We start from the raw sequence: 17,919 nt of genomic DNA, 5'->3' as shown, positions 1-17,919 counted from the left end.
CGCGAAAGGTGTCCCCGGCGCGGCTGAAGGCGCGGCTCAGGTGCGCTTGCTTGGGATCGGCGCGGAAACCGTGACGGTGGAATCCGTGGTGCTCACATCGGCCGCGGCTTCGGGCGGGCAATTGGCGAATGCGGGACCCGTCGGGGCCAATGCGACCGCGCCCACGCTCGTGAGGGCCAGGGTCGAGACGGCCAGGATCGAGAACGCCCGCCGGGCGATTGCAGTCGGTGTCATTGGTCTCACTCCCGTTGCATCCACGGTGTGAGGCTACCCCCGCGATTGCGAGCCGGCGAAGCCCGAATAAAACGCACTTGCCCGAGAAAGCGGCAAAACACCTCGCCCGTCGCTTCCCATCACGAAAAGGTGAGATCAACGTGGGGTTGTGCCCCCGGTGGCCATAAAATGCCGGCTCCCAACGGAGCCGGCTGGTCTCCGCCCGGCGGCGCGCGCCGGCCTCACTCCGGGCTGAAGGTCACGGCCTCGATCCGCCAGCCGTCCGGGTCGGTGAGGAAGCCGGCATAATAGTTCGGGCCATAGGCCGGGCGCGGTCCGGGCGCGCCGTTGCAGGCACCGCCTGCCTCAAGGCCCGCCGCATGGAACGCGTGCACGCCGGCACGCTCCGCCGCCTTGAAGCACAAATGCGTGCCCGCCGGACAGGAAATGGCCGCGCCCTTGCGCTCCTCCAGCCAGAAGGGCGGTGTTTCGTCGGGTCCCGCCGTCGCCGGGCCGAAACCGGCCGAGCGGGTGCCGGTTGGCTCGTCGTAAAGCACGGCATGCACGAAGCCGAGGGGCGCGAGCGTGCGCTCGTAGAAGGTCAGGGAACGGTCGAGATCGGTAACGCCGATCGAGATATGGTCGAACATGAAAAAGCGGTCTCCGGAAATGCCACGACGGAGGCTGCATCCCGGCGATGCCCCGTGCACATGCCCCGTGCACATGACCCGCGCGCCGATGCCCGGCCGCAGCCCCCCGCGAATGAGTTGCAATCCGCGCGCCAGTTGCCGGCTTTTCCCGCGCGGCCATTGAAACGCAATCGGCGATGGGCCATGTCTGCGCCATGGTCCAATCCCCCCCGCCACCGGCGCGCAGCCGCCTGCATCCGCTGTTCGTGGTGCTCGCCGTCATCTTCCTTGTGGAGGCCTGGCTGTGGCGCAAGCTGGCGCCCCTGGTGCGCTGGTGCGCGGACCTTCTGCCGTTCGAGGCCTTCAAGGCCGCGCTGTCGCACTGGGCCCATCGCCTGCCGCCTTATGCCGCGCTCGTGCTGTTCGTGGTGCCGGTGCTGCTGGTGGAGCCGCTCTATATCGTCGCGCTCTGGGCGTTCGCGCATGAGCGCTGGATTCTCGGCAGCTTCGCCGTGCTCATGGAAAAGCTGGTGGGCGTCGCGCTCATGGCGTTCCTGTTCGATGTGTGCCGGGCGCAGCTTCTGTCCATCGGCTGGTTCGCACGGCTGTTCAATTGGTTGGTCCGCGTCAAGAACTGGGCGGAGGCGGAAGTCGAGCCGGTGAAGCGGCGCATCCAGGAGATGATGGCGCGCATTCGCGCGGCAACGCCCGGCGGCGGCATCTGGATGCGCGTGCGCGCCCTACGGCGCCGGGCCTTCTCCTCGCGGTCGTAAGCGCGATCGACACTTAGCCAGGTGCATCGCCGAGATGCCTGACGATCAGTGCACCCGATTGTCTTTTTCACCAGCCGTCGTCTTTTGCGCGTCATGGCCGGGCTCGTCCCGGCCATCCACGCCAGGCCGCCCGCGCGGGCCTTGAAACGCCGGGACCAGCGGTGCCGCGTGGATGCACGGGACAAGCCCGTGCATGACGATGCTCTGCTTCAGGCGCGGGGATGGGCGGCGCGATAGGCCGCCATCAGATGGCTTTCGTCCAGCGCCGTATAGATCTGCGTGGTGGAGAGCGAGGCGTGGCCGAGCAATTCCTGGATGGCGCGCAATTCTCCGCCCCGCGCCAGCAGATGGGTGGCGAAGGAATGGCGCAGCGCGTGGGGCGTGGCGCTATCCGGCAGGCCGAGCGCGCCGCGCATGCGCTCCACCGCGAGCTGCACGATGCGGGGTGAGAGCGGGCCGCCGCGCAGGCCAACGAACAGCGGGTCGTCGCCCTCCAGCGGGTGGGGACAGGCTTTCACATAGGCGCGCACCGCATCCACCACTGGCGCGATCAGCGGCACCATGCGCGTTTTGTTGCCCTTGCCGGTGACGATGATGTGGTCCACCGGCCCCTCGGGCGGGATTTGGCCGGCGGTGAGGCCGAGCGCTTCGGAGATGCGCAGCCCCGCACCATAGAGCAAAGCGAGCACCGCCGCGTCGCGCACCAGCACCCACATTTCTTTCTCATCACCCGCGCGGGTTTGCGGATCGGTGAGCGCGCGGGCGGCATCGACGCCGACCGGCCGTGGCAGCGCGTGCGGCACCTTGGGCGCGCGCACGGCGGTGAGGGCGCCCACCGCGCCCTGGCCCTCGCGTTCCAGATGGCGCGCGAAGGAGCGCGCGGCGGCCAGCAGCCGCACCAAAGTGCGCGGGGCAACGCCCTCGGCCTTGCGGCCGGCGATCACCGCCCGCACGTCGGCGGGGGTCAGCGCCGCAAGATCGGCGAGCGCGGGCGCGCCGCCGAGATGCAGCGCGAGCCGGTTCAGCACCAAAGCGAGATCGCGCGCATAGGCTTCCTGCGTCTTGGCGGAAAGGCGCCGTTCATGGGCGAGGCGCGCCAGCCAGGCTTCCACGGCGGCGCGCATCTCCGCGCTCAAGGGCTTGAGCAGGCCCTCGATGGCGCGGGCGGCCTTCTGCGCATCGGTCATGGCCATGGCGGCGTTGTCTCCCTGCCTGTCCGCAGCATCCTAACTTGCGCCCTTTAACGAACGGCTGCACCCCCTCTTGCGGAAAAGATATATCTAACGATATAAAGAGGCGTGAACCTATCTTTAGATATATCTCAGGAGTCCAAAATGTTTGGATGCAGACACCACGGCGGCGGACACCACGGCGAAGGCCGTCGTTTCGAAATGGCGCGCGGCGATGAAGGCGGCTTCGGCCGGGGCGGCGGCCATGGGCGCGGCCGGGGCGGCGGCGGCGACATGTTCCGCCTCGGGCGCATGCTCGCCCAGGGCGACCTCAAGCTGCTGGCCCTCGCGCTGATCGCCGAGCAGCCGCGCCACGGCTACGAACTCATCAAGCTGATCGAGGAGAAGACCGCCGGCTGGTATTCGCCGAGCCCCGGCATCGTATATCCCACCCTCACCTTCCTGGAGGAGGCGGGCTATGTGACGGCCGAGAGCGAAGGCGCCAAGAAGCGCTACGCCATCACCCCCGAGGGCCAGGCTTATCTCGCGCAGAACCGTGATTTCGCCGATGCCCTGCTCGGCCGCCTCGCCGAGATCGGCAACAAAATGAGCCGCTTCCGCCGCTGGATGGGCCGGGGCGAGGGCGAGGGCGCGTCCCACGCCGAGCTGCCGCGCCTGGTGGAAGCCGCGCTGGAGAATCTGCGCGAGGTTTCCGGCCAGCGGCTGGAAGCCAATCGCGGCGCCGAGACGCGGATCGTCGAGATCCTCGCCCGCGCCGCCGCCGACATCCGCGAGGCGTGATCGCCGCCTTGCTTCCCGTGTGTGAACCGGATGCCAGTTCGCGCGCAAATGCGGCCCTCCCGGCATCTTCGCCGGGGTGGCCCGTGGGATGCGGATTCATCCGCGCCGGAGGTTCGGCCGAAATTGTGGTTAAGAGCGCCGCAGACCCACGGAGAAGTGCGGAGATGCGCCAGAAAATCCCTGTTCGTCTACGCTAAGCCATTGTTTCACGTGAAACATTTTTGGCGCGCCACGTCGCGGCCGCACGGTTTCGGGGGTTATTTGGGGCCGCCCACCCCATAGCCGGCGCGTTTCAGCCGCACGATCGCAAGGTCCAGCGCGGACAAGAATTGCGAGCGATCGCGCGGGGAAAACGGCGCCGGCCCGCCGGTGGTCGCGCCCGCGGAGCGCAATTCGTCCATGAGGTTGCGGGTCGCCAGGGCCATGCCGATGCTGTCGGTGGTGAAGGGTCGCCCCGTGGGGCTGATCACATCCGCCCCCGCCTTTACACATCGGCTTGCGAGCGGCACGTCGGCGGTGATTACCACGTCGCCCTTCGACACCCGCTCGGCAATCCAGTCGTCCGCCACATCCGGCCCGCTCGGCACCAGCACGCGCTCGATATTCTCAAGGCGGGGCAAGGCGATGGGGCTGTTGGAAACCACGAACACCTTCACCCCGTGGCGCTCCGCCACGCGGTAGATCTCCGCTTTCACCGGGCACGCGTCGGCATCCACATAAAGCGCGATGGGTGCTTCCCTTGGGGCGGGTTTCGCTGGCACGATCATGGCCGCTGCATCGCATCCTTCCCCGCCCGCCGCAACCCGCCGCCCGTCGGCGCATTGACCGGCGGAGCGAACTTCTGCATGGGACAGCCATGAACCCGCTGCTGAGCGCCATGCGCACCCGCCTTAAGTCCATTCCGCTGCTCGGGCCCGTATTCACGCGCGTGAGCGAGCTGGAACGCACCACGCTCGCCATCGTCGGCCTCACCGCCGCCGCGCTCTATTTCTTCCTGGCCCTGGCGGGCGAGGTGACAGAAGGCGAGACGCGCGGCCTGGATGAAGCCATCCTGCTCGCCCTGCGCAATCCCGCCGACAAATCGGATCCGCTCGGTCCGCCCTGGCTCGAAGAGAGCATGCGCGACCTCACCGCGCTCGGCGGCACAACGATTCTGGTGCTGGTGACATTGGCGGTCATCGCCTATCTGCTGCTGGTCCGCCGGCGGCTGACCGCGCTGATGGTGCTCGGCTCCATCGCCGGCGGCGCGGTGCTGAGCAGCACCGTGAAGATCCTGTTCGACCGCGCGCGCCCGGATTTGGTGCCGCACGGCATGGCGGTCTATTCGGCGAGCTTTCCAAGCGGCCATTCCATGATGTCCGCCGTGGTCTATCTCACGCTCGGGGCCTTGCTCGCCCGCGCGCAGGCGCGCCAGAGGGTGAAGGTGTATCTGCTGGGGCTTGCTGCCTTTGTCACCGTCATCGTCGGCCTGAGCCGGCTGTATCTCGGCGTGCATTGGCCGACCGACGTGCTCGGCGGCTGGGCGCTGGGCGCGGCCTGGGCCGCCGCCTGCTGGCTGGTGATGCTGTGGCTCCAGACCCGTGGCGAAATGGAGCCGGAAGCCCCGACCCCGGAGGAAATCCCCAAGTCTGACGCCTCCTCTCGGGCCGAACCCTGAGGGGCGCCCCAAAACAGCAAGGGCGCCCGCAGGCGCCCTTTTCTCATCGAGGCTGCTGCCGGTCAGTCGAACAGGCTGGAGACCGATTCCTCGTGCGCGGTGCGCGCCACCGCCTCGCCGATCAGCGTGCCGATGGACAGCACGCGAATGTTGCGCGCCACCCGCACCGCCTCGGTGGGCTGGATGGAATCGGTGATCACCAGTTCCTTGAGCTTGGAAGCGGTGATGCGCGCCACCGCGCCGCCCGAGAGCACGCCATGGGTGATGTAGGCGTGCACTTCCTTGGCGCCGCGTGCCAGCAGGGCTTCCGCCGCATTCACCAGCGTGCCGCCGGAATCGACGATGTCGTCCACAAGGATGCAGGACCGGCCTTCCACATTGCCGATCACGTTCATGACCTCGCTCTCGCCCGGCCGTTCGCGCCGCTTGTCGACGATGGCGAGCTGGGCGTCGATGCGCTTGGCGAGCGCGCGGGCGCGCACCACGCCGCCGACGTCCGGGGAAACCACCATGACCGTGTTGAGGTCGAACCGGTCCTTGATGTCGCGCACCATGACCGGCGCGGAATAAAGATTGTCGGTGGGAATGTCGAAGAAGCCCTGGATCTGGCCGGCGTGCAGATCCAGCGTCATCACGCGGTCGGCGCCCGCATGGGTGATGAGATTGGCCACCAGCTTGGCGGAAATGGGCGTGCGGGGACCGGGTTTGCGGTCCTGGCGGGCATAGCCGAAATAGGGCAGCACGGCCGTGATGCGCTTGGCCGAGGCGCGGCGCAGCGCATCGGTGATGATCAGCAATTCCATCAGGTGGTCGTTGGTCGGGAACGATGTGGACTGCAGGATGAACACATCCTCGCCACGCACATTCTCCTGAATTTCAACGAAAATCTCCATGTCGGCGAAGCGCCGCACCACCGCCTTGGTGAGGGGCGTGGAGAGATAGGCCGCGATGGCTTCGGACAGCGCGCGGTTCGAATTTCCAGCCACAAGCTTCATGGATGCGTTCTCGGTCGACACTGGCACGCCGCCCGCACGATGCAGTGGCCGCCTTAAGAATTCGGGCAACCTGTAGGCACCCGCCACGGCTTTTGTAAAGCCTGCGAAACTCAGTGCTGCGCGAACGCCAGCGTTGTCGTCGGCTGCGGCGCGTCCTGCGGTTCCGCCTGCGCGATCGGCGGGCCATCGGTGCCGATGGGCGCGCCGGCGGGGGCGGCCGGTGCCGCAGCCGGGGCCGGATCCGCCGCGGCAGGCGCTGCCGCAGCAGGCGCCCCCGCCTGGCTGGGCGCCGCGGGCAGACCGGCGGAAACCCGGCCGCTGGCCGTCACGCCGAGGCTTTCGGCGAGGCTCGCCATGGACTTGCCCGCGATCTTGGCGACCACGGCGTCGTCGCACACCGCCCAGGCATCGCCCTTGACGCGCTTGGTGGTCTCTTCCCCGGTGATGCGGGCGACATGCTGCTTGTCGGCGTCGAACACATCCCAGGCATAGGCGACCGAGGTGGTGGCCTTGTCGGAATGGACGGCGAGATAACCGCGCACCCGATAGGTGGCCTTTTCGGTGCGGGAAACCACCGCGACCTGCTGCACGTCGGCTTCCGCGCTGAGTCGCGTCACCAGCTTGTCGAAGGTGGGCTTGGGCGGGCCGTCGATGGATTCGAAGGAGAGGGTGCGGCTGCCCGAGGCGGCGGCGCCGCCATCGGTCTGGCATCCGGCGAGCGCAAGTCCAACACCCAGGAGCAGAAGGCGCGAACCCCATCGCACCGTGTTCCAGCGTGTGTTGGTGCTTGCGTCCGACATGCGGCGCTCCCCGTCTGTGATCCACAGGAGGGTTAGCGGCAATCCGGCATCAGGTCCAGAGAAACGGTTAAGGCATCGTTAACGGGCGCAAAAATCCTGTGCGCCGGCTCAAATCAGGGCGATCGCCGCCACCATTCGGCCGTAATCCGCCTCACGCCGATGGGTCGAGCGGCGATAGCTGAAGAAGCGCTCGGGGTCGCTATAAGTGTCGAGCTTCAAATCCTCCACGGCACCCACGCCGGCTTCGGCGAGGCGGTGGGCGATGAAGCCCGGCAGGTCGAACAGGGCATGGCCCTGCCGCTCCGCCGCGATGAAGAAGCGCGCGAAAGACCGGTCCGCGTCGATGAAGCGGGTGATGAAATCCTCGCCGACCTCATAGCTCGGCTGGCGGATCAAAGGGCCGATGGCGGCGCGGATGTTGCCCCGCTTGGCGCCCAGTTCCTCCATGCGGCGCAAGGTGGATTCGAGCACCCCGCCGAACGCGCCCTTCCAGCCGGCATGGGCCGCGCCCACGACCCGCGCGTCGGGATCGGCGAACAGCACCGGGCCGCAATCGGCCACCGTGATGGTGGCGCCGAGGGCGGGCACGGCGGTGACCACAGCGTCCGCCTGGGGTGCATCCTCGCGGGTCCAGGGGGTGGTGAGGATCACCGCTTCGGGCGAATGCATCTGCCAGCAGGCTACAAGCGCTTCTGGGGCAACGTCGATCTCGCGCGCCATGCGGGCGCGGTTCTCCAGCACATTGGCGGGATCGTCCTTGGAACCGAGCCCGCCGTTGAGGCTGTCGTAGAGCCCCTGCGAGACCCCGCCGCGCCGGGTGAAAAAGCCGTGGCGGATGCCGGGGAGGGCGGCGAGGGAGGGGGCTTCGACCTTCATGGGATGTTCTCCGCATAGGCTTCGGACGGGGCAAAGCCCGGCGGTGGATCGAGCGGCGCGGCAAAAGCCGGGCCCGCGAGGCAGAGCACCTTGAACAGGGCGCCCATCTCCTTCTCCCCCGTGCCGGAGAGGCGGGCGAGGGCGGCGGCGATCGCGTCAGCCTGGACGGGAGATGCGGTCGCCTGAAGGCGCTCGGCCCGTTCGCGCAGACCGAGGCGCAGCAGAAATTCGCCCTGCGGCACCGCTCCGAACGCTCCCGCCCCGGCGGTGATCGCGGTGCGGGCGAGGGCCGCGAAATCCACATGGGCGGTGAGGTCCGCTTCCCCCGGCTCGGCCAGGGGGTCGACGAAGGCATGGGCCTTCATGGCCTGGAGCGTATCGCCGAAGCCGCTTCGCGCATGGCCGTAATCAATCACCAGCGCCGCGCCGTCCTGGGCCGCCAAGCGGGTTGCGAGCGTGGCCGCGGCGGGGCTTTCGAGCCGCTCCAGAAGGGCGCCGGGCGGATGGGGCGGCGGAATGTGGCGCGCCAGCACCTCCACCAGGCGGGCGGGGTGGGGGTCGACGCCAAAGGTGAGTTCGCCTTCGGCATCGAGGCCGACCCGTCGCTCGTGCCAGCCGGCGCGGCTTCGGATGAACTGGGAGATGGGCAGCGCATCGAAAAATTCGTTGGCGAGCACCAGGACCGGGCCGTCGGGCACGTCCTCCAGCCGCGTGTGCCAGGAAATCGGATGCGCCGTCGCGGCATCTGCCAGCGTCGCCTGTTGCCGCGCCCGCAGCACCGGGCTGATCTCGACCAGATGCACCCGCACCGCGGCGGCAAATTCCGGCAGCAGGCGGGTGGCGCGCAGGGCATCTGCCATCAGCGTGCCCCGGCCGGGACCGAGTTCTACGAGGTGGACGCCATCGGGGCTGCCCATCTGCTGCCAGGCGGCCAGCACCCACAGGCCCAGCAATTCCCCGAACATCTGGCTGATCTCGGGCGCGGTGGTGAAATCCCCCGCCGCGCCGAACGGGTCGCGCGTCATGTAATAGCCGTGGCGGGGATGGCCGAGGCACAGATCCATGTAGCGCGCGAGAGACACGGGCCCCTCGCTCGCGATCAGGGCCTTGATCTCCCGTGCGAGCGGGCTTGTCACCTCTGCGGGCCCGGATCGAAACCGTGCACGGGCCGGCTCAAGGCATAGATCAAGATGGCGAGGCCCGCGATCACCACCGGCAGGGAAAGGATCATGCCCATTGTGGTGCCATAGGCGAGATAGCCCACTTGCGGGTCCGGCTCGCGGAAGAATTCCCCGGTAATGCGCCCGATCCCGTAGCCGATGCCGAAGATGCCCGCCGCAAGGCCGGGACGGCGCAGGCCGCCGAGCCGCACCACCAGCAGCATGATCAGGAACAGGAGCAATCCTTCCATCGCCGCTTCATAAAGCTGGCTCGGGTGGCGCGGCACATTGCCGCCGGTGGGAAAGATGACCGCCCAAGGCGCGTCGGAGGGGCGGCCCCACAGCTCGCCATTGATGAAATTGGCGATGCGGCCGAAAAACAGCCCGATCGGCGCCACCACGCCCGCCACGTCCAGCAGCGAGGGCACGGGGATTCGCCGCGAGCGCGCGAACAGCACCAGCGCCAGTATGGTGCCCGCCAGCCCGCCGTGGAACGACATGCCGCCCTTCCACACCATGACGATCTCGGCCGGATGGGCGAGGAAATAGGGCAGGTTGTAGAACAGAACATAGCCGACGCGCCCACCGAGGATGACGCCGAACGTCGCCCAGAAAAGAGCGTCGTCGAGATCCACCGGCTTCATGGGCGGACGCCCGCCCCACAGGGCATTGCGCGTCACCAGCCAGCGCGCGAGCTGCCAGCCGATCAGCAATCCGGCGATATAGGCCAAGGCATACCAGCGGATGGCGAGCGGGCCGATTTCGATCAGCACCGGGTCCAGGGCTGGGAAGGGAATGGCGAAATTGATCATGAAACCCCCAGCAGGAGGTGGGCCGGACGGGCGTTCACCACGGGCGGGTGGTTGCCCGCCGACCCGTGGCATGTGCCCGCCGGCGCGCCGTCCGTCAAGGTGACGCAGAGGCGGTCTTGCGGAGCGGCGCGCCTATGCCCATTGTCTTTTCAGGTATAAGGCTTGCGCCAGACGCGCAGTGGAACGAGAGTTTGCCACCATGACCCAGACCACAGGCCGGATTTTCGACGAAATGGCGCGCCTGGTGAATGACGCAGCCGGCGTTGCCCAGGGGATGCGGCGCGAGGCCGAAACCGTGGCGCGCTCGCAGATGGAGCGGTTCCTGCGCGACATGGACCTCGTGAAGCGCGAGGAATTCGACGTCGTGAAAGACATGGTCGCCGCCGCCCGGCTCGAGAATGAGCGCTTGGAAAAGCGCTTGTCGGAGCTGGAGGCAAAGCTTGCCGCGCAGCCTTCCCCTGCGCCGGGCGAAGGCGGCTTTTCCGGCACGCCGGGCGCCGGTCCCGGCCCGGTGTGAGCAAGGTTCTGGCAAGGTGTGAAGCCTAAACCACAATCTGTCGTAGCGGTGCCACGTTGCGCCGCGATATAGTGGGTTCTAGTGGCGATTCGTAGCCGGATCGTCGCGCATGGCGCGACGGGGCGCAGCATCGTCAAGGCAAACCGGTCTCAGGCGGCCGGTGCAGCCGCCGGTACGCTGCGTCGCGCAAATCCTGGCTGGCTTTGAGTGCCCTGGCTTTGAGTGTCGTTGCTGCCGTAACCGACCCTCTCCGCGTCCCTCAAACCGCGAGGTCGAGGCATGTCTCTCATCGACATCGAAGCTGAAGCTCCGGCTAATCCCGTGGATCTGGTGGAACGGCTCGCCGCCGTGCACGACTGGTCCTTCGAGCGTTCCGACGAGGACGAGATCACCCTCTCGCTCAACAGCCGCTGGACGGACTGCCATGTCTCGTTCCAATGGATGGATGATATCGAGGCGCTGCATCTCGCCTGTGCCTTTGACTTCAAGGTGCCGAACAACCGCCGCACCGAGGTGCTGAAGCTGCTCGCGCTCATCAACGAGCAGATGTGGCTCGGCCACTTCGACATTTGGTCGCAGGAGAGCGTCGTGATGTTCCGCCATGCCTTGGTGCTGACGGGCGGCGCGACCGCGAGCGACCGCCAGTGCGAAGCCATTCTCGGCGCCGCCATCGACGCCGTGGAACGCTATTATCCCGCGTTCCAATTCGTGGTCTGGGCCGGCAAGACCGCCCGCGAGGCCATGGACACGGCGCTTTTCGATACGGTCGGAGAAGCTTAAGACTGGGTCACCCACGATCGCGCGCGGAGCCGGGCACCGGCTCCCGCGCCCATTCAGGTGTGCTCATGTCGGTCGATCTTTTGAAGTCTCTGAACGGTCCGGTCGTCCTCGTGGGCGCCGGCAAGATGGGTGGAGCTCTGCTCGACGGCTGGTTCCGTCTCGGCCTTGAACCCGCCAAGGCGGTGGTGCTGGATCCCAACCTGCCGGGCCCAGCCGCAGCCGCGCTTCTTGCGCACGGGGCGCATCCCAATCCCGACCTCTCGCAGATCGCCGATCCCGCCGTGCTGGTGCTCGCGGTGAAGCCGCAGGTTGCCCCGGCGGTGCTGGCGACGGTGCGCTCTTTGGTGAAGCCAGGTACCGTCGTCGTCTCCATCATGGCCGGTCGCACCCTCGGCTTTCTTCAGGAGGCCCTGCCGCGCGGCACCGCGATCGTGCGCACCATTCCCAATACGCCCGCCGCCATCGGACATGGCATCACCGTGGCTGTTCCCAATGCGGCGGCGAATGCGGCGCAGCGCGAGGTCGCGGCCGCGCTGCTCGGAGCCGTCGGCCCGGTGGAATGGATCGAGGATGAGGATCTGATGGACGCGGCGACGGCTGTCTCCGGCTCCGGTCCCGCTTATGTGTTTCTGCTGGCCGAAACCCTCGCGAAGGCGGGTGTCGCCGCCGGCCTGCCGGCGCCGCTCGCGGATCGACTCGCGCGCGCGACCGTCTCCGGTGCCGGCGCGCTGATCGCCCAATCGGGCACCGAGCCTTCGACCTTGCGTGAGAACGTCACCTCTCCCGCCGGCACCACCGCCGCCGCGCTGGGCGTGTTGATGGATCCCGAAACCGGCTTCGCGCCACTGCTGGAAAAGGCGATCGCGGCGGCGACGCGCCGCTCGAAGGAGCTGGCGAACTGATTCTCCGCGCCGCTCCCCTTGCCGCGCGCCGGTGGAGGGGCCACCTGGATTTGGGGTCTTGAACGGGGCCTCAAGGAGCACGCCATGACTTGCGAGACCACACGGGACGCGTGCCTGCGGGCGTTTCTCGACCTCCTGGCGGACCGTCCTTTCGAGCGCATCGCGCTCGCCGACGTGGCCGAGCATGCGGGCGTTCCGCTCTCGCAACTGCGGGTGGAATGCGCGTCCACCCATGATCTTCTGGAAGCCTTCGCCCGCGCTACGGATCGCCGTGTGCTGGCGGAAAGCGGCGCCGACGAATCCGGGCCGATCGAGGGGGAAAGCCCCCAGGAGCGCCTGTTCGAGGTGCTCATGCGGCGGCTCGATGCGCTGGAGCCGCATCGCGAGGCCGTACGTTCGCTCCTCGCCTCCGCCCGCCGCGATCCGCTGCTGGCGGCGCATCTGCTGAAGATCGGCACCCGTTCCCAGCACTGGATGCTGGCGGCCGCCGGCATCGACACGACGGGCCTTTCCGGCGACCTGCGCGCCCATGGTCTGGCGCTGCTGTTCGCGCGCCTCCTCGATACCTGGCTGAAGGACGAGGATCCCGGTCTCGCCCGCACCATGGCGATGCTGGACCGCGAATTGGGCACCGGGGCGAAGATGCTGGACATGCTGGATGATCTTGCCTTCATCGCGCTGCCGTGGCGCAAGCGCCGGCGCTCGGCGGTCGCGCCGCCCGCTCCTGGCGCAGAGGCGGGTTCCGCTTGACCCAGCTTCGCCGCGCACTCTTTAGTCAGCGCGCACAGGAGAGCGGCGATGAGCGACGACACGGCGACCGGGACAGCGCCGATCACCTATGACGATTTCCTGAAAGTGGATATCCGCGTCGGCACCATCGTCGAGGCCGAGCCGTTTCCCCAGGCGCGCAAGCCGGCGATCAAGCTGCGCATAGATTTCGGGCCGCAGATCGGCATCAAGAAATCCTCCGCCCAGATCACGGTGCATTATGCGCCCGAGGAATTGATCGGCCGGCAAGTGGCGGCGGTGGTGAATTTTCCCCCGCGCCAGATCGGCCCCTTCATGTCGGAAGTGCTGACGCTGGGCTTTCCCGATCCCGACGGTGCCGTGGTGCTGATCGGTCCGAGCCATGTGGTGCCGGACGGGGGGCGCCTCTTCTGAAGAGGCCGGCAGCCCGGCGGACCGGGCTGCCGCGAGGGCTGGGACCCGCGCCTCAGGAGGCCGCGAACGGGTGGTGCGCGGTCTTCGCCTTGGCCACCACGTCGGCCGCCTTGGGCTCGCCGCTGACCGCGCGCGCGATGGCTTCCTTGGTGGCCTGGTAGTTGAACTGCTGGATTTTCGCGTCGTCCGTGGCTTCCCAATGGATGAACACGCCGACGCAGATGAAGATGTCGTCGGCTTCCTCCGCGGGAATGGTGCCGTCCTCGACGGAATCGATCACCGCCTTGGCCACAGCATATTGGGCGGGGCCGAACATCTGCACCGCCTGGCGCGCGTCCTTGATGGTGACCTTGTTGAACAGCACCGTATTGGGCTTGGCCAGCAGGTTCGGTTCCACCACCGCGAGCAGGGTGGTGAAGCCGTCCTTGTTGTTGGTCAGCGCATTGACGAAGGCGGTTTCGGCCGAGGAGCCGCGCGGGCCCATGATCAGGTCGATGTGCGCCACTTCATTGCCGTCGCCGACAAGAGACTCGCCGACCAACAGCTTGTTGATCTTCGCCATGAGAGCTTTCTCCGTGCGTGAAAAGACCGAGACGCCGCGCCTGGGTGCGCGGTCCGTTGTGCCTCGGCTATCCTTGTTGCGGCGTTCGGCGACGCGTCGAACCGGTTGGCCAGATAGCGCTTTGACCCGGCGAGCCTAAGCCCGCCGCAGGTGTGTGTGCAAGCGGCGCACAGGCGCCGCGCACCGCACCGCGCATCGGCGCCGCGCGGCGCGGGATCTATCTGACCTCGAAAGGAATATTCCCGGTGGCCGCCGCGCCGCGCCCGTCGCGCAAGGTCACGAACAGGCGATATTGACCGGCGCCGAGCCCCTGGATCCGAACGCTGTTCAGCGTCGGATCGTGCAGCCCCTCGGGAAACAGCGGGGGCACCGGCTCGGCATCGCCACCGACGCCGCGCACCGTGGTTTCGCCCATGATCTGCCATTCCACCTTCAGCGGGTCGCCGTCCGGGTCGGTCGCGGTCAGGGTCACCTGCACGGCGCTCGTGCGATCGAAGCTATTGGGGCCGCGCAACTGAAGGGAGAGGATGCGCGGCGCATGATTGATGCCGATCGGAAGGCTGCCGTCCAGCTTGCCCTTCGGATCCGCCGGCGGCTGGCCGCCCCAGGCCTCGGCCATGGCCTCCACCGTTTCGGTCCATTCGCCGGAGGGCAGGAACAGGCTGTGCCAGGTGGGCGTCACCTCCTGCTTCTGGCCCCAATAGAAGGGCAGGGCGCCGGTATGGCTCTGCTTGAGTGCGGTCAGATACTTGCGCACCTGGTCGGCCTTGGCGGTGGAGGTGGGCTCGAAGGGGGCCCCCCATGCGGTCTTGCCGGCCTGCCATTGGCCGAGCGCGCCGAGCTCGGTGACGATGATGGGGCCGGTCCATCCCTGCGTGCGGGCGCGGCCGACGATGGTGAGGAGGCTATCGCCGTAGGCGTTGAGGCCGAGCACATCAATGCTTGGGGCCAGCCGCTTGAGGGTCGCGACCTTGTCGGTGCCGGTATCGGCCAGAACGGCCATCACCGGATGGGCGGGGTCCAGCGTCTTGACCAGTTTCGCGGCCTGCTCGATCGCCGGCCACACCGGCTCGGCCTCCGCCGGGGTCAGCTCGGTCTCGACCTCATTGCCGACGCCCCAGAGCAGCAGGGCCGGATGGGTGCGGTAACGCTCGACCATGCGCTGCAACTCGGCCAGTTGCCCTTCCGCCGCGGCGCGATCGCCATAATTGAAGCCGCGCCGGGGATGCTCCAGCCAGAAGCCGACGATGACCTTCAGCCCTGCGCGCTGGGCGCTGTCGAGGATGTCGCCGGGGTCCTGGCCGTAGGTGCGCACCACGTTCGCGCCGGTCGCCTTGAGGTCCGCCAGCCGTTTCACGCCGGCCGCGCCATTGGGCACGAAGGGCACGCCGTCCAGCAGCAGCTCGGTGCCACGAACGGTGACGCCGCTCGCCATCACCGGGGATGCGCCCGCGAGCGCGAGCAGAAACGAAAGGGCGGACGCAAGGGTAAGACGCACGGGCGACTCCTGAGGAACGGGCGCTGACTGCAGATAAGATCCATGACGCAGAGGAAGACAAGCGAAGCACGCTCACCTTATTGTGGCAAAGGCCGCTCTGCGCGCGATGCAGACAAGACGGCAAAGGCTCGCACCGAGCCGAATAACAGGAGGACGCCCGCATGAATCTTGCCCGCAAACTCAAAGCCCGTGCCGCCGAAGGCCGCCCCGTGCGGGTCGGCCTCATTGGCGCCGGCAAGTTTGGTTCGATGTTTCTGGCCCAGGTGCGCACGACTCCGGGCATGCATCTGCTCGGCATCGCCGATCTGTCTGGGAGCCGGGCCCGTGCGGCCTTGACGCAGACCGGCTGGGACGTGGAGAGCGCGGTCGCCGCCGATTTCGACACCGCCCGCCGCACCGGCGGCACGGTGATCACCGAGGACGCGAATGCGCTGATCGCCGCCGACGGGCTGGAAGTGATCGTGGACGCCACGGGCAGCCCTTCTGCCGGCATCCGCCATGCGCTCGCCGCCATCGAGCACGGCCGCCATGTGGTGATGGTGACGGTGGAGGCGGACGTCCTCGCCGGTCCGCTGCTGGCGCGCCGCGCCGATGCGGCCGGCGTGGTCTATGCGGCCGCTTATGGCGACCAGCCGGCGCTGGTCTGCGAGATGGTGGACTGGGCGCAGACGTGTGGCTTCCGGGTGGTGGCGGCGGGCAAGGGCACGCGTCATCTGCCCATTTTTCACCAATCCACCCCGCAGACCGTATGGAAGAACCTCGCCATTTCCGAGGAGATGGCGCAGGCCGGCGGGATGAACCCGCAGATGTTCAACTCGTTCGTGGACGGCACCAAATCCGCCATCGAGATGGCCGCGATCTCCAACATGACGGGATTAAAGGCGCCGCGCGACGGCCTGCTGTTCCCGCCCTGCGGCGTCGACGACCTGCCGCGCGTCCTGTGCCCGCGTGCCGACGGGGGAATCCTGGAGGAGGCAGGCATGGTGGAAGTGGTCTCCTCGCTGGAGACCGACGGGCGGCCCGTGTTCCGCGACTTGCGCTGGGGGGTCTATGTGGTTCTGGAGGCCGACCCCTCGCAGCGCGGAGATTATTCGCGGCGTTGCTTCAAGGAATACGGGATGATTACCGATCCCTCCGGTCGCTATACTGCGCTTTACCGTCCGTTCCATCTCATTGGCATGGAGCTTGGCGTTTCGGTGGCGGCGGCGGCCTTGCGGCACGAGGCGACGGGAAGCGCCATCGGCTTCTTTTCCGATGTGGTGGCCACCGCCAAGCGTGACCTGAAGGCGGGCGAAATGCTCGACGGGGAGGGCGGCTATACGGTCTATGGGCGGATTATGCGGGCAAGGGATTCCCTGCGCGACGGCGTGTTGCCGATCGGCCTCGCCCATCATGTAAAACTCAGACACGACGTTGCGAAAGGACAGGCGGTGCGCTGGGCGGACGTGGAGATCGCCGACAGCGACACGGTGCGGTTCCGCCGCCAGATGGAGGCCGAATTCGCGGCTGCAGAGCCGCTTCCGGCCTGATTTTCCGGAACTTTCCACCGCCGGCGCGAGTCCTGCTCGCGCCGGCTCCAGCGATGGTTTAAGCAGGGCGCCGCAAGGATCGGAAGGACCGCCCGCAATGTTCGTGCTCGCCCATCTCTCCGACCCGCACCTTGGCCCCATCCCCGAGGCGCGGCTCTCCGAAATCCTGGGCAAGCGTTTTTTCGGCTTCATGAATTGGATCGGCGCCCGGCGGCGGAACTTCGGCGCGGCCACCCTCGCCGGGCTGATGGACGACCTCAAGCTCCAGGCCCCGGACCATATCGCCGTCACCGGGGACCTGGTGAATCTCAGCCTGCCGAGCGAATTCGACACCGGCGCGACCTTCCTGGCATCGCTCGGGACCCCGCAGGACGTTTCGGTCATCCCCGGCAACCATGATGCCTATGTCCGCTCCGCCTTGAGCTATCATCTCGAACGATGGGCGCCATTCCTGGCGGGCGACGATTCCAGCCCGGATACGCCGCTGGATGTGGGCTCCTTCCCTTATGTGCGGCGGCGCGGGCCGGTGGCGCTGGTGGGGGTCTCCACGGCGATTCCCACGGCGGTGTTCCTGGCCAGCGGGGAAGTCGGAGAGGCGCAGTTGGAACGCCTGCGCGCGCTCTTGATATCGTTGAAGGAAGAAGGCCTGTTCCGGGTGGTGATGATCCATCATCCGCCGGTCGGCGAGCGCCATTATCACCGCGATCTGCGCGATGCGGCGGCGTTCCGGCGGGTGGTGGCGGAGGTGGGCGCCGAACTCGTGCTCCATGGCCATGACCACCGCGCCTCGCTCGGCGTCATAGAGAGCGTGGACGGGCCGGTGCCGGTGGTGGGGGTGCCTTCCGCGTCAGCCGGGCCGGAGGACGGGCGGGGGCCTGGCCGCTATAATCTCTATCGCATTTCCGGCGCGCCCGGCGCCTGGCAGTGCGAGATGGAAAGCCGGGGCTATGCTGCGGGCGACACCGCTGTCGCCCGGCGCGAGTTGCGCCAGCTCGTGGGCTCCGAAACCCAAAGCTGACCGCGCGCCTGGGGCGCGCCTTTCCAAAGTGTAATGTTGATGAACATGTATTCAGTAACGTCTTAAG

At 67.7% G+C, this 17,919-nt stretch carries 21 protein-coding genes; 10 read left to right on the top strand and 11 right to left on the bottom strand.

Annotated elements, in window-relative coordinates:
- Positions 1–36 precede the first annotated feature (36 nt).
- Entirely contained in the window at positions 37–234 is a 198-nt protein-coding gene (locus tag V5F78_RS15600) for a hypothetical protein (protein ID WP_394071156.1), read from the bottom strand.
- A 221-nt stretch (positions 235–455) separates the two neighbouring features.
- Positions 456–863 (bottom strand): VOC family protein, encoded by a 408-nt coding sequence (locus tag V5F78_RS15595; protein WP_394071157.1) that lies wholly within the window; start codon positions 861–863, stop codon positions 456–458.
- Between the two features lie 194 nt (positions 864–1,057).
- On the opposite strand from V5F78_RS15595, the gene V5F78_RS15590 reads away from it, so the two are divergent.
- Complete coding sequence (locus tag V5F78_RS15590) at positions 1,058–1,615, top strand: hypothetical protein (protein WP_394071158.1); 558 nt, start codon at positions 1,058–1,060, stop codon at positions 1,613–1,615.
- Positions 1,616–1,824: 209 nt separating this feature from the next.
- Here the strand turns inward: V5F78_RS15590 and V5F78_RS15585 are convergent, their stop codons facing one another.
- A complete protein-coding gene (locus V5F78_RS15585) occupies positions 1,825–2,808 on the bottom strand; it encodes a tyrosine recombinase XerC (protein WP_394071159.1) in 984 nt (327 codons plus the stop codon).
- 198 nt (positions 2,809–3,006) lie between these two features.
- On the opposite strand from V5F78_RS15585, the gene V5F78_RS15580 reads away from it, so the two are divergent.
- The gene (locus V5F78_RS15580; protein ID WP_394071390.1) at positions 3,007–3,585 is read left to right on the top strand and encodes a PadR family transcriptional regulator; all 579 of its coding nucleotides are present in this window, start codon (positions 3,007–3,009) and stop codon (positions 3,583–3,585) included.
- 257 nt (positions 3,586–3,842) lie between these two features.
- Here the strand turns inward: V5F78_RS15580 and V5F78_RS15575 are convergent, their stop codons facing one another.
- Entirely contained in the window at positions 3,843–4,352 is a 510-nt protein-coding gene (locus tag V5F78_RS15575; protein ID WP_394071160.1) for a YaiI/YqxD family protein, read from the bottom strand.
- 89 nt (positions 4,353–4,441) lie between these two features.
- Between V5F78_RS15575 and V5F78_RS15570 the strand changes: the two genes are divergently transcribed.
- Complete coding sequence (locus V5F78_RS15570) at positions 4,442–5,242, top strand: phosphatase PAP2 family protein (protein ID WP_394071161.1); 801 nt, start codon at positions 4,442–4,444, stop codon at positions 5,240–5,242.
- Between the two features lie 62 nt (positions 5,243–5,304).
- Here V5F78_RS15570 and V5F78_RS15565 read toward each other — a convergent pair whose 3' ends face one another.
- From V5F78_RS15565 to lgt, 5 genes are all read right to left on the bottom strand, one after another.
- Positions 5,305–6,258, bottom strand: coding sequence for a ribose-phosphate pyrophosphokinase (locus V5F78_RS15565; protein ID WP_394071162.1), 954 nt, complete (start codon positions 6,256–6,258; stop codon positions 5,305–5,307).
- Between the two features lie 89 nt (positions 6,259–6,347).
- Positions 6,348–7,037: a hypothetical protein gene (locus tag V5F78_RS15560; RefSeq protein WP_394071163.1), complete on the bottom strand. Its 690-nt coding sequence runs from the start codon at positions 7,035–7,037 to the stop codon at positions 6,348–6,350.
- A gap of 108 nt (positions 7,038–7,145) precedes the next feature.
- Positions 7,146–7,913: a peptidoglycan editing factor PgeF gene (gene pgeF / locus V5F78_RS15555; RefSeq protein WP_394071164.1), complete on the bottom strand. Its 768-nt coding sequence runs from the start codon at positions 7,911–7,913 to the stop codon at positions 7,146–7,148.
- Entirely contained in the window at positions 7,910–9,049 is a 1,140-nt protein-coding gene (locus tag V5F78_RS15550) for a class I SAM-dependent methyltransferase (protein ID WP_394071165.1), read from the bottom strand. Before V5F78_RS15550 ends, pgeF begins: the two co-directional genes overlap by 4 nt.
- Positions 9,046–9,885, bottom strand: a complete 840-nt coding sequence (lgt, locus tag V5F78_RS15545; RefSeq protein WP_394071166.1) for a prolipoprotein diacylglyceryl transferase — start codon at positions 9,883–9,885, stop codon at positions 9,046–9,048. Before lgt ends, V5F78_RS15550 begins: the two co-directional genes overlap by 4 nt.
- A 199-nt stretch (positions 9,886–10,084) precedes the next feature.
- Here lgt and V5F78_RS15540 point away from each other — a divergent pair, with 199 nt between their 5' ends.
- The 5 genes from V5F78_RS15540 to V5F78_RS15520 all read left to right on the top strand — a co-directional run bounded on the left by V5F78_RS15540 (position 10,085) and on the right by V5F78_RS15520 (position 13,245).
- Complete coding sequence (locus V5F78_RS15540; protein WP_394071167.1) at positions 10,085–10,402, top strand: accessory factor UbiK family protein; 318 nt, start codon at positions 10,085–10,087, stop codon at positions 10,400–10,402.
- 279 nt (positions 10,403–10,681) lie between these two features.
- The gene (locus V5F78_RS15535; RefSeq protein WP_394071168.1) at positions 10,682–11,182 is read left to right on the top strand and encodes a type III secretion system chaperone family protein; all 501 of its coding nucleotides are present in this window, start codon (positions 10,682–10,684) and stop codon (positions 11,180–11,182) included.
- 65 nt (positions 11,183–11,247) lie between these two features.
- Entirely contained in the window at positions 11,248–12,084 is an 837-nt protein-coding gene (gene proC / locus V5F78_RS15530; protein ID WP_394071169.1) for a pyrroline-5-carboxylate reductase, read from the top strand.
- 84 nt (positions 12,085–12,168) lie between these two features.
- A complete protein-coding gene (locus V5F78_RS15525) occupies positions 12,169–12,834 on the top strand; it encodes a TetR/AcrR family transcriptional regulator (protein ID WP_394071170.1) in 666 nt (221 codons plus the stop codon).
- 48 nt (positions 12,835–12,882) lie between these two features.
- On the top strand, positions 12,883–13,245 hold the full coding sequence (locus V5F78_RS15520) for a tRNA-binding protein (protein ID WP_394071171.1): 363 nt from the start codon (positions 12,883–12,885) through the stop codon (positions 13,243–13,245).
- Positions 13,246–13,297: 52 nt separating this feature from the next.
- On the opposite strand, the gene fae is transcribed toward V5F78_RS15520, so the two are convergent.
- Positions 13,298–13,807: a formaldehyde-activating enzyme gene (gene fae, locus V5F78_RS15515; protein WP_394071172.1), complete on the bottom strand. Its 510-nt coding sequence runs from the start codon at positions 13,805–13,807 to the stop codon at positions 13,298–13,300.
- A gap of 217 nt (positions 13,808–14,024) precedes the next feature.
- Positions 14,025–15,305: a glycoside hydrolase family 2 TIM barrel-domain containing protein gene (locus V5F78_RS15510; RefSeq protein ID WP_394071173.1), complete on the bottom strand. Its 1,281-nt coding sequence runs from the start codon at positions 15,303–15,305 to the stop codon at positions 14,025–14,027.
- Between the two features lie 161 nt (positions 15,306–15,466).
- Between V5F78_RS15510 and V5F78_RS15505 the strand changes: the two genes are divergently transcribed.
- Entirely contained in the window at positions 15,467–16,834 is a 1,368-nt protein-coding gene (locus tag V5F78_RS15505) for an NAD(P)H-dependent oxidoreductase (protein WP_394071174.1), read from the top strand.
- A 97-nt stretch (positions 16,835–16,931) separates the two neighbouring features.
- Complete coding sequence (locus V5F78_RS15500) at positions 16,932–17,852, top strand: metallophosphoesterase family protein (protein ID WP_394071175.1); 921 nt, start codon at positions 16,932–16,934, stop codon at positions 17,850–17,852.
- Positions 17,853–17,919: the final 67 nt, after the last annotated feature.

The organism is Roseixanthobacter glucoisosaccharinicivorans (assembly GCF_043195095.2).
In the GTDB taxonomy this organism is placed as follows: Bacteria; Pseudomonadota; Alphaproteobacteria; order Rhizobiales; family Xanthobacteraceae; genus NCEH01.
The sequence above is the reverse complement of the archived record's forward strand: the minus strand, read 5'-3'. Positions and strand labels throughout refer to the sequence as shown.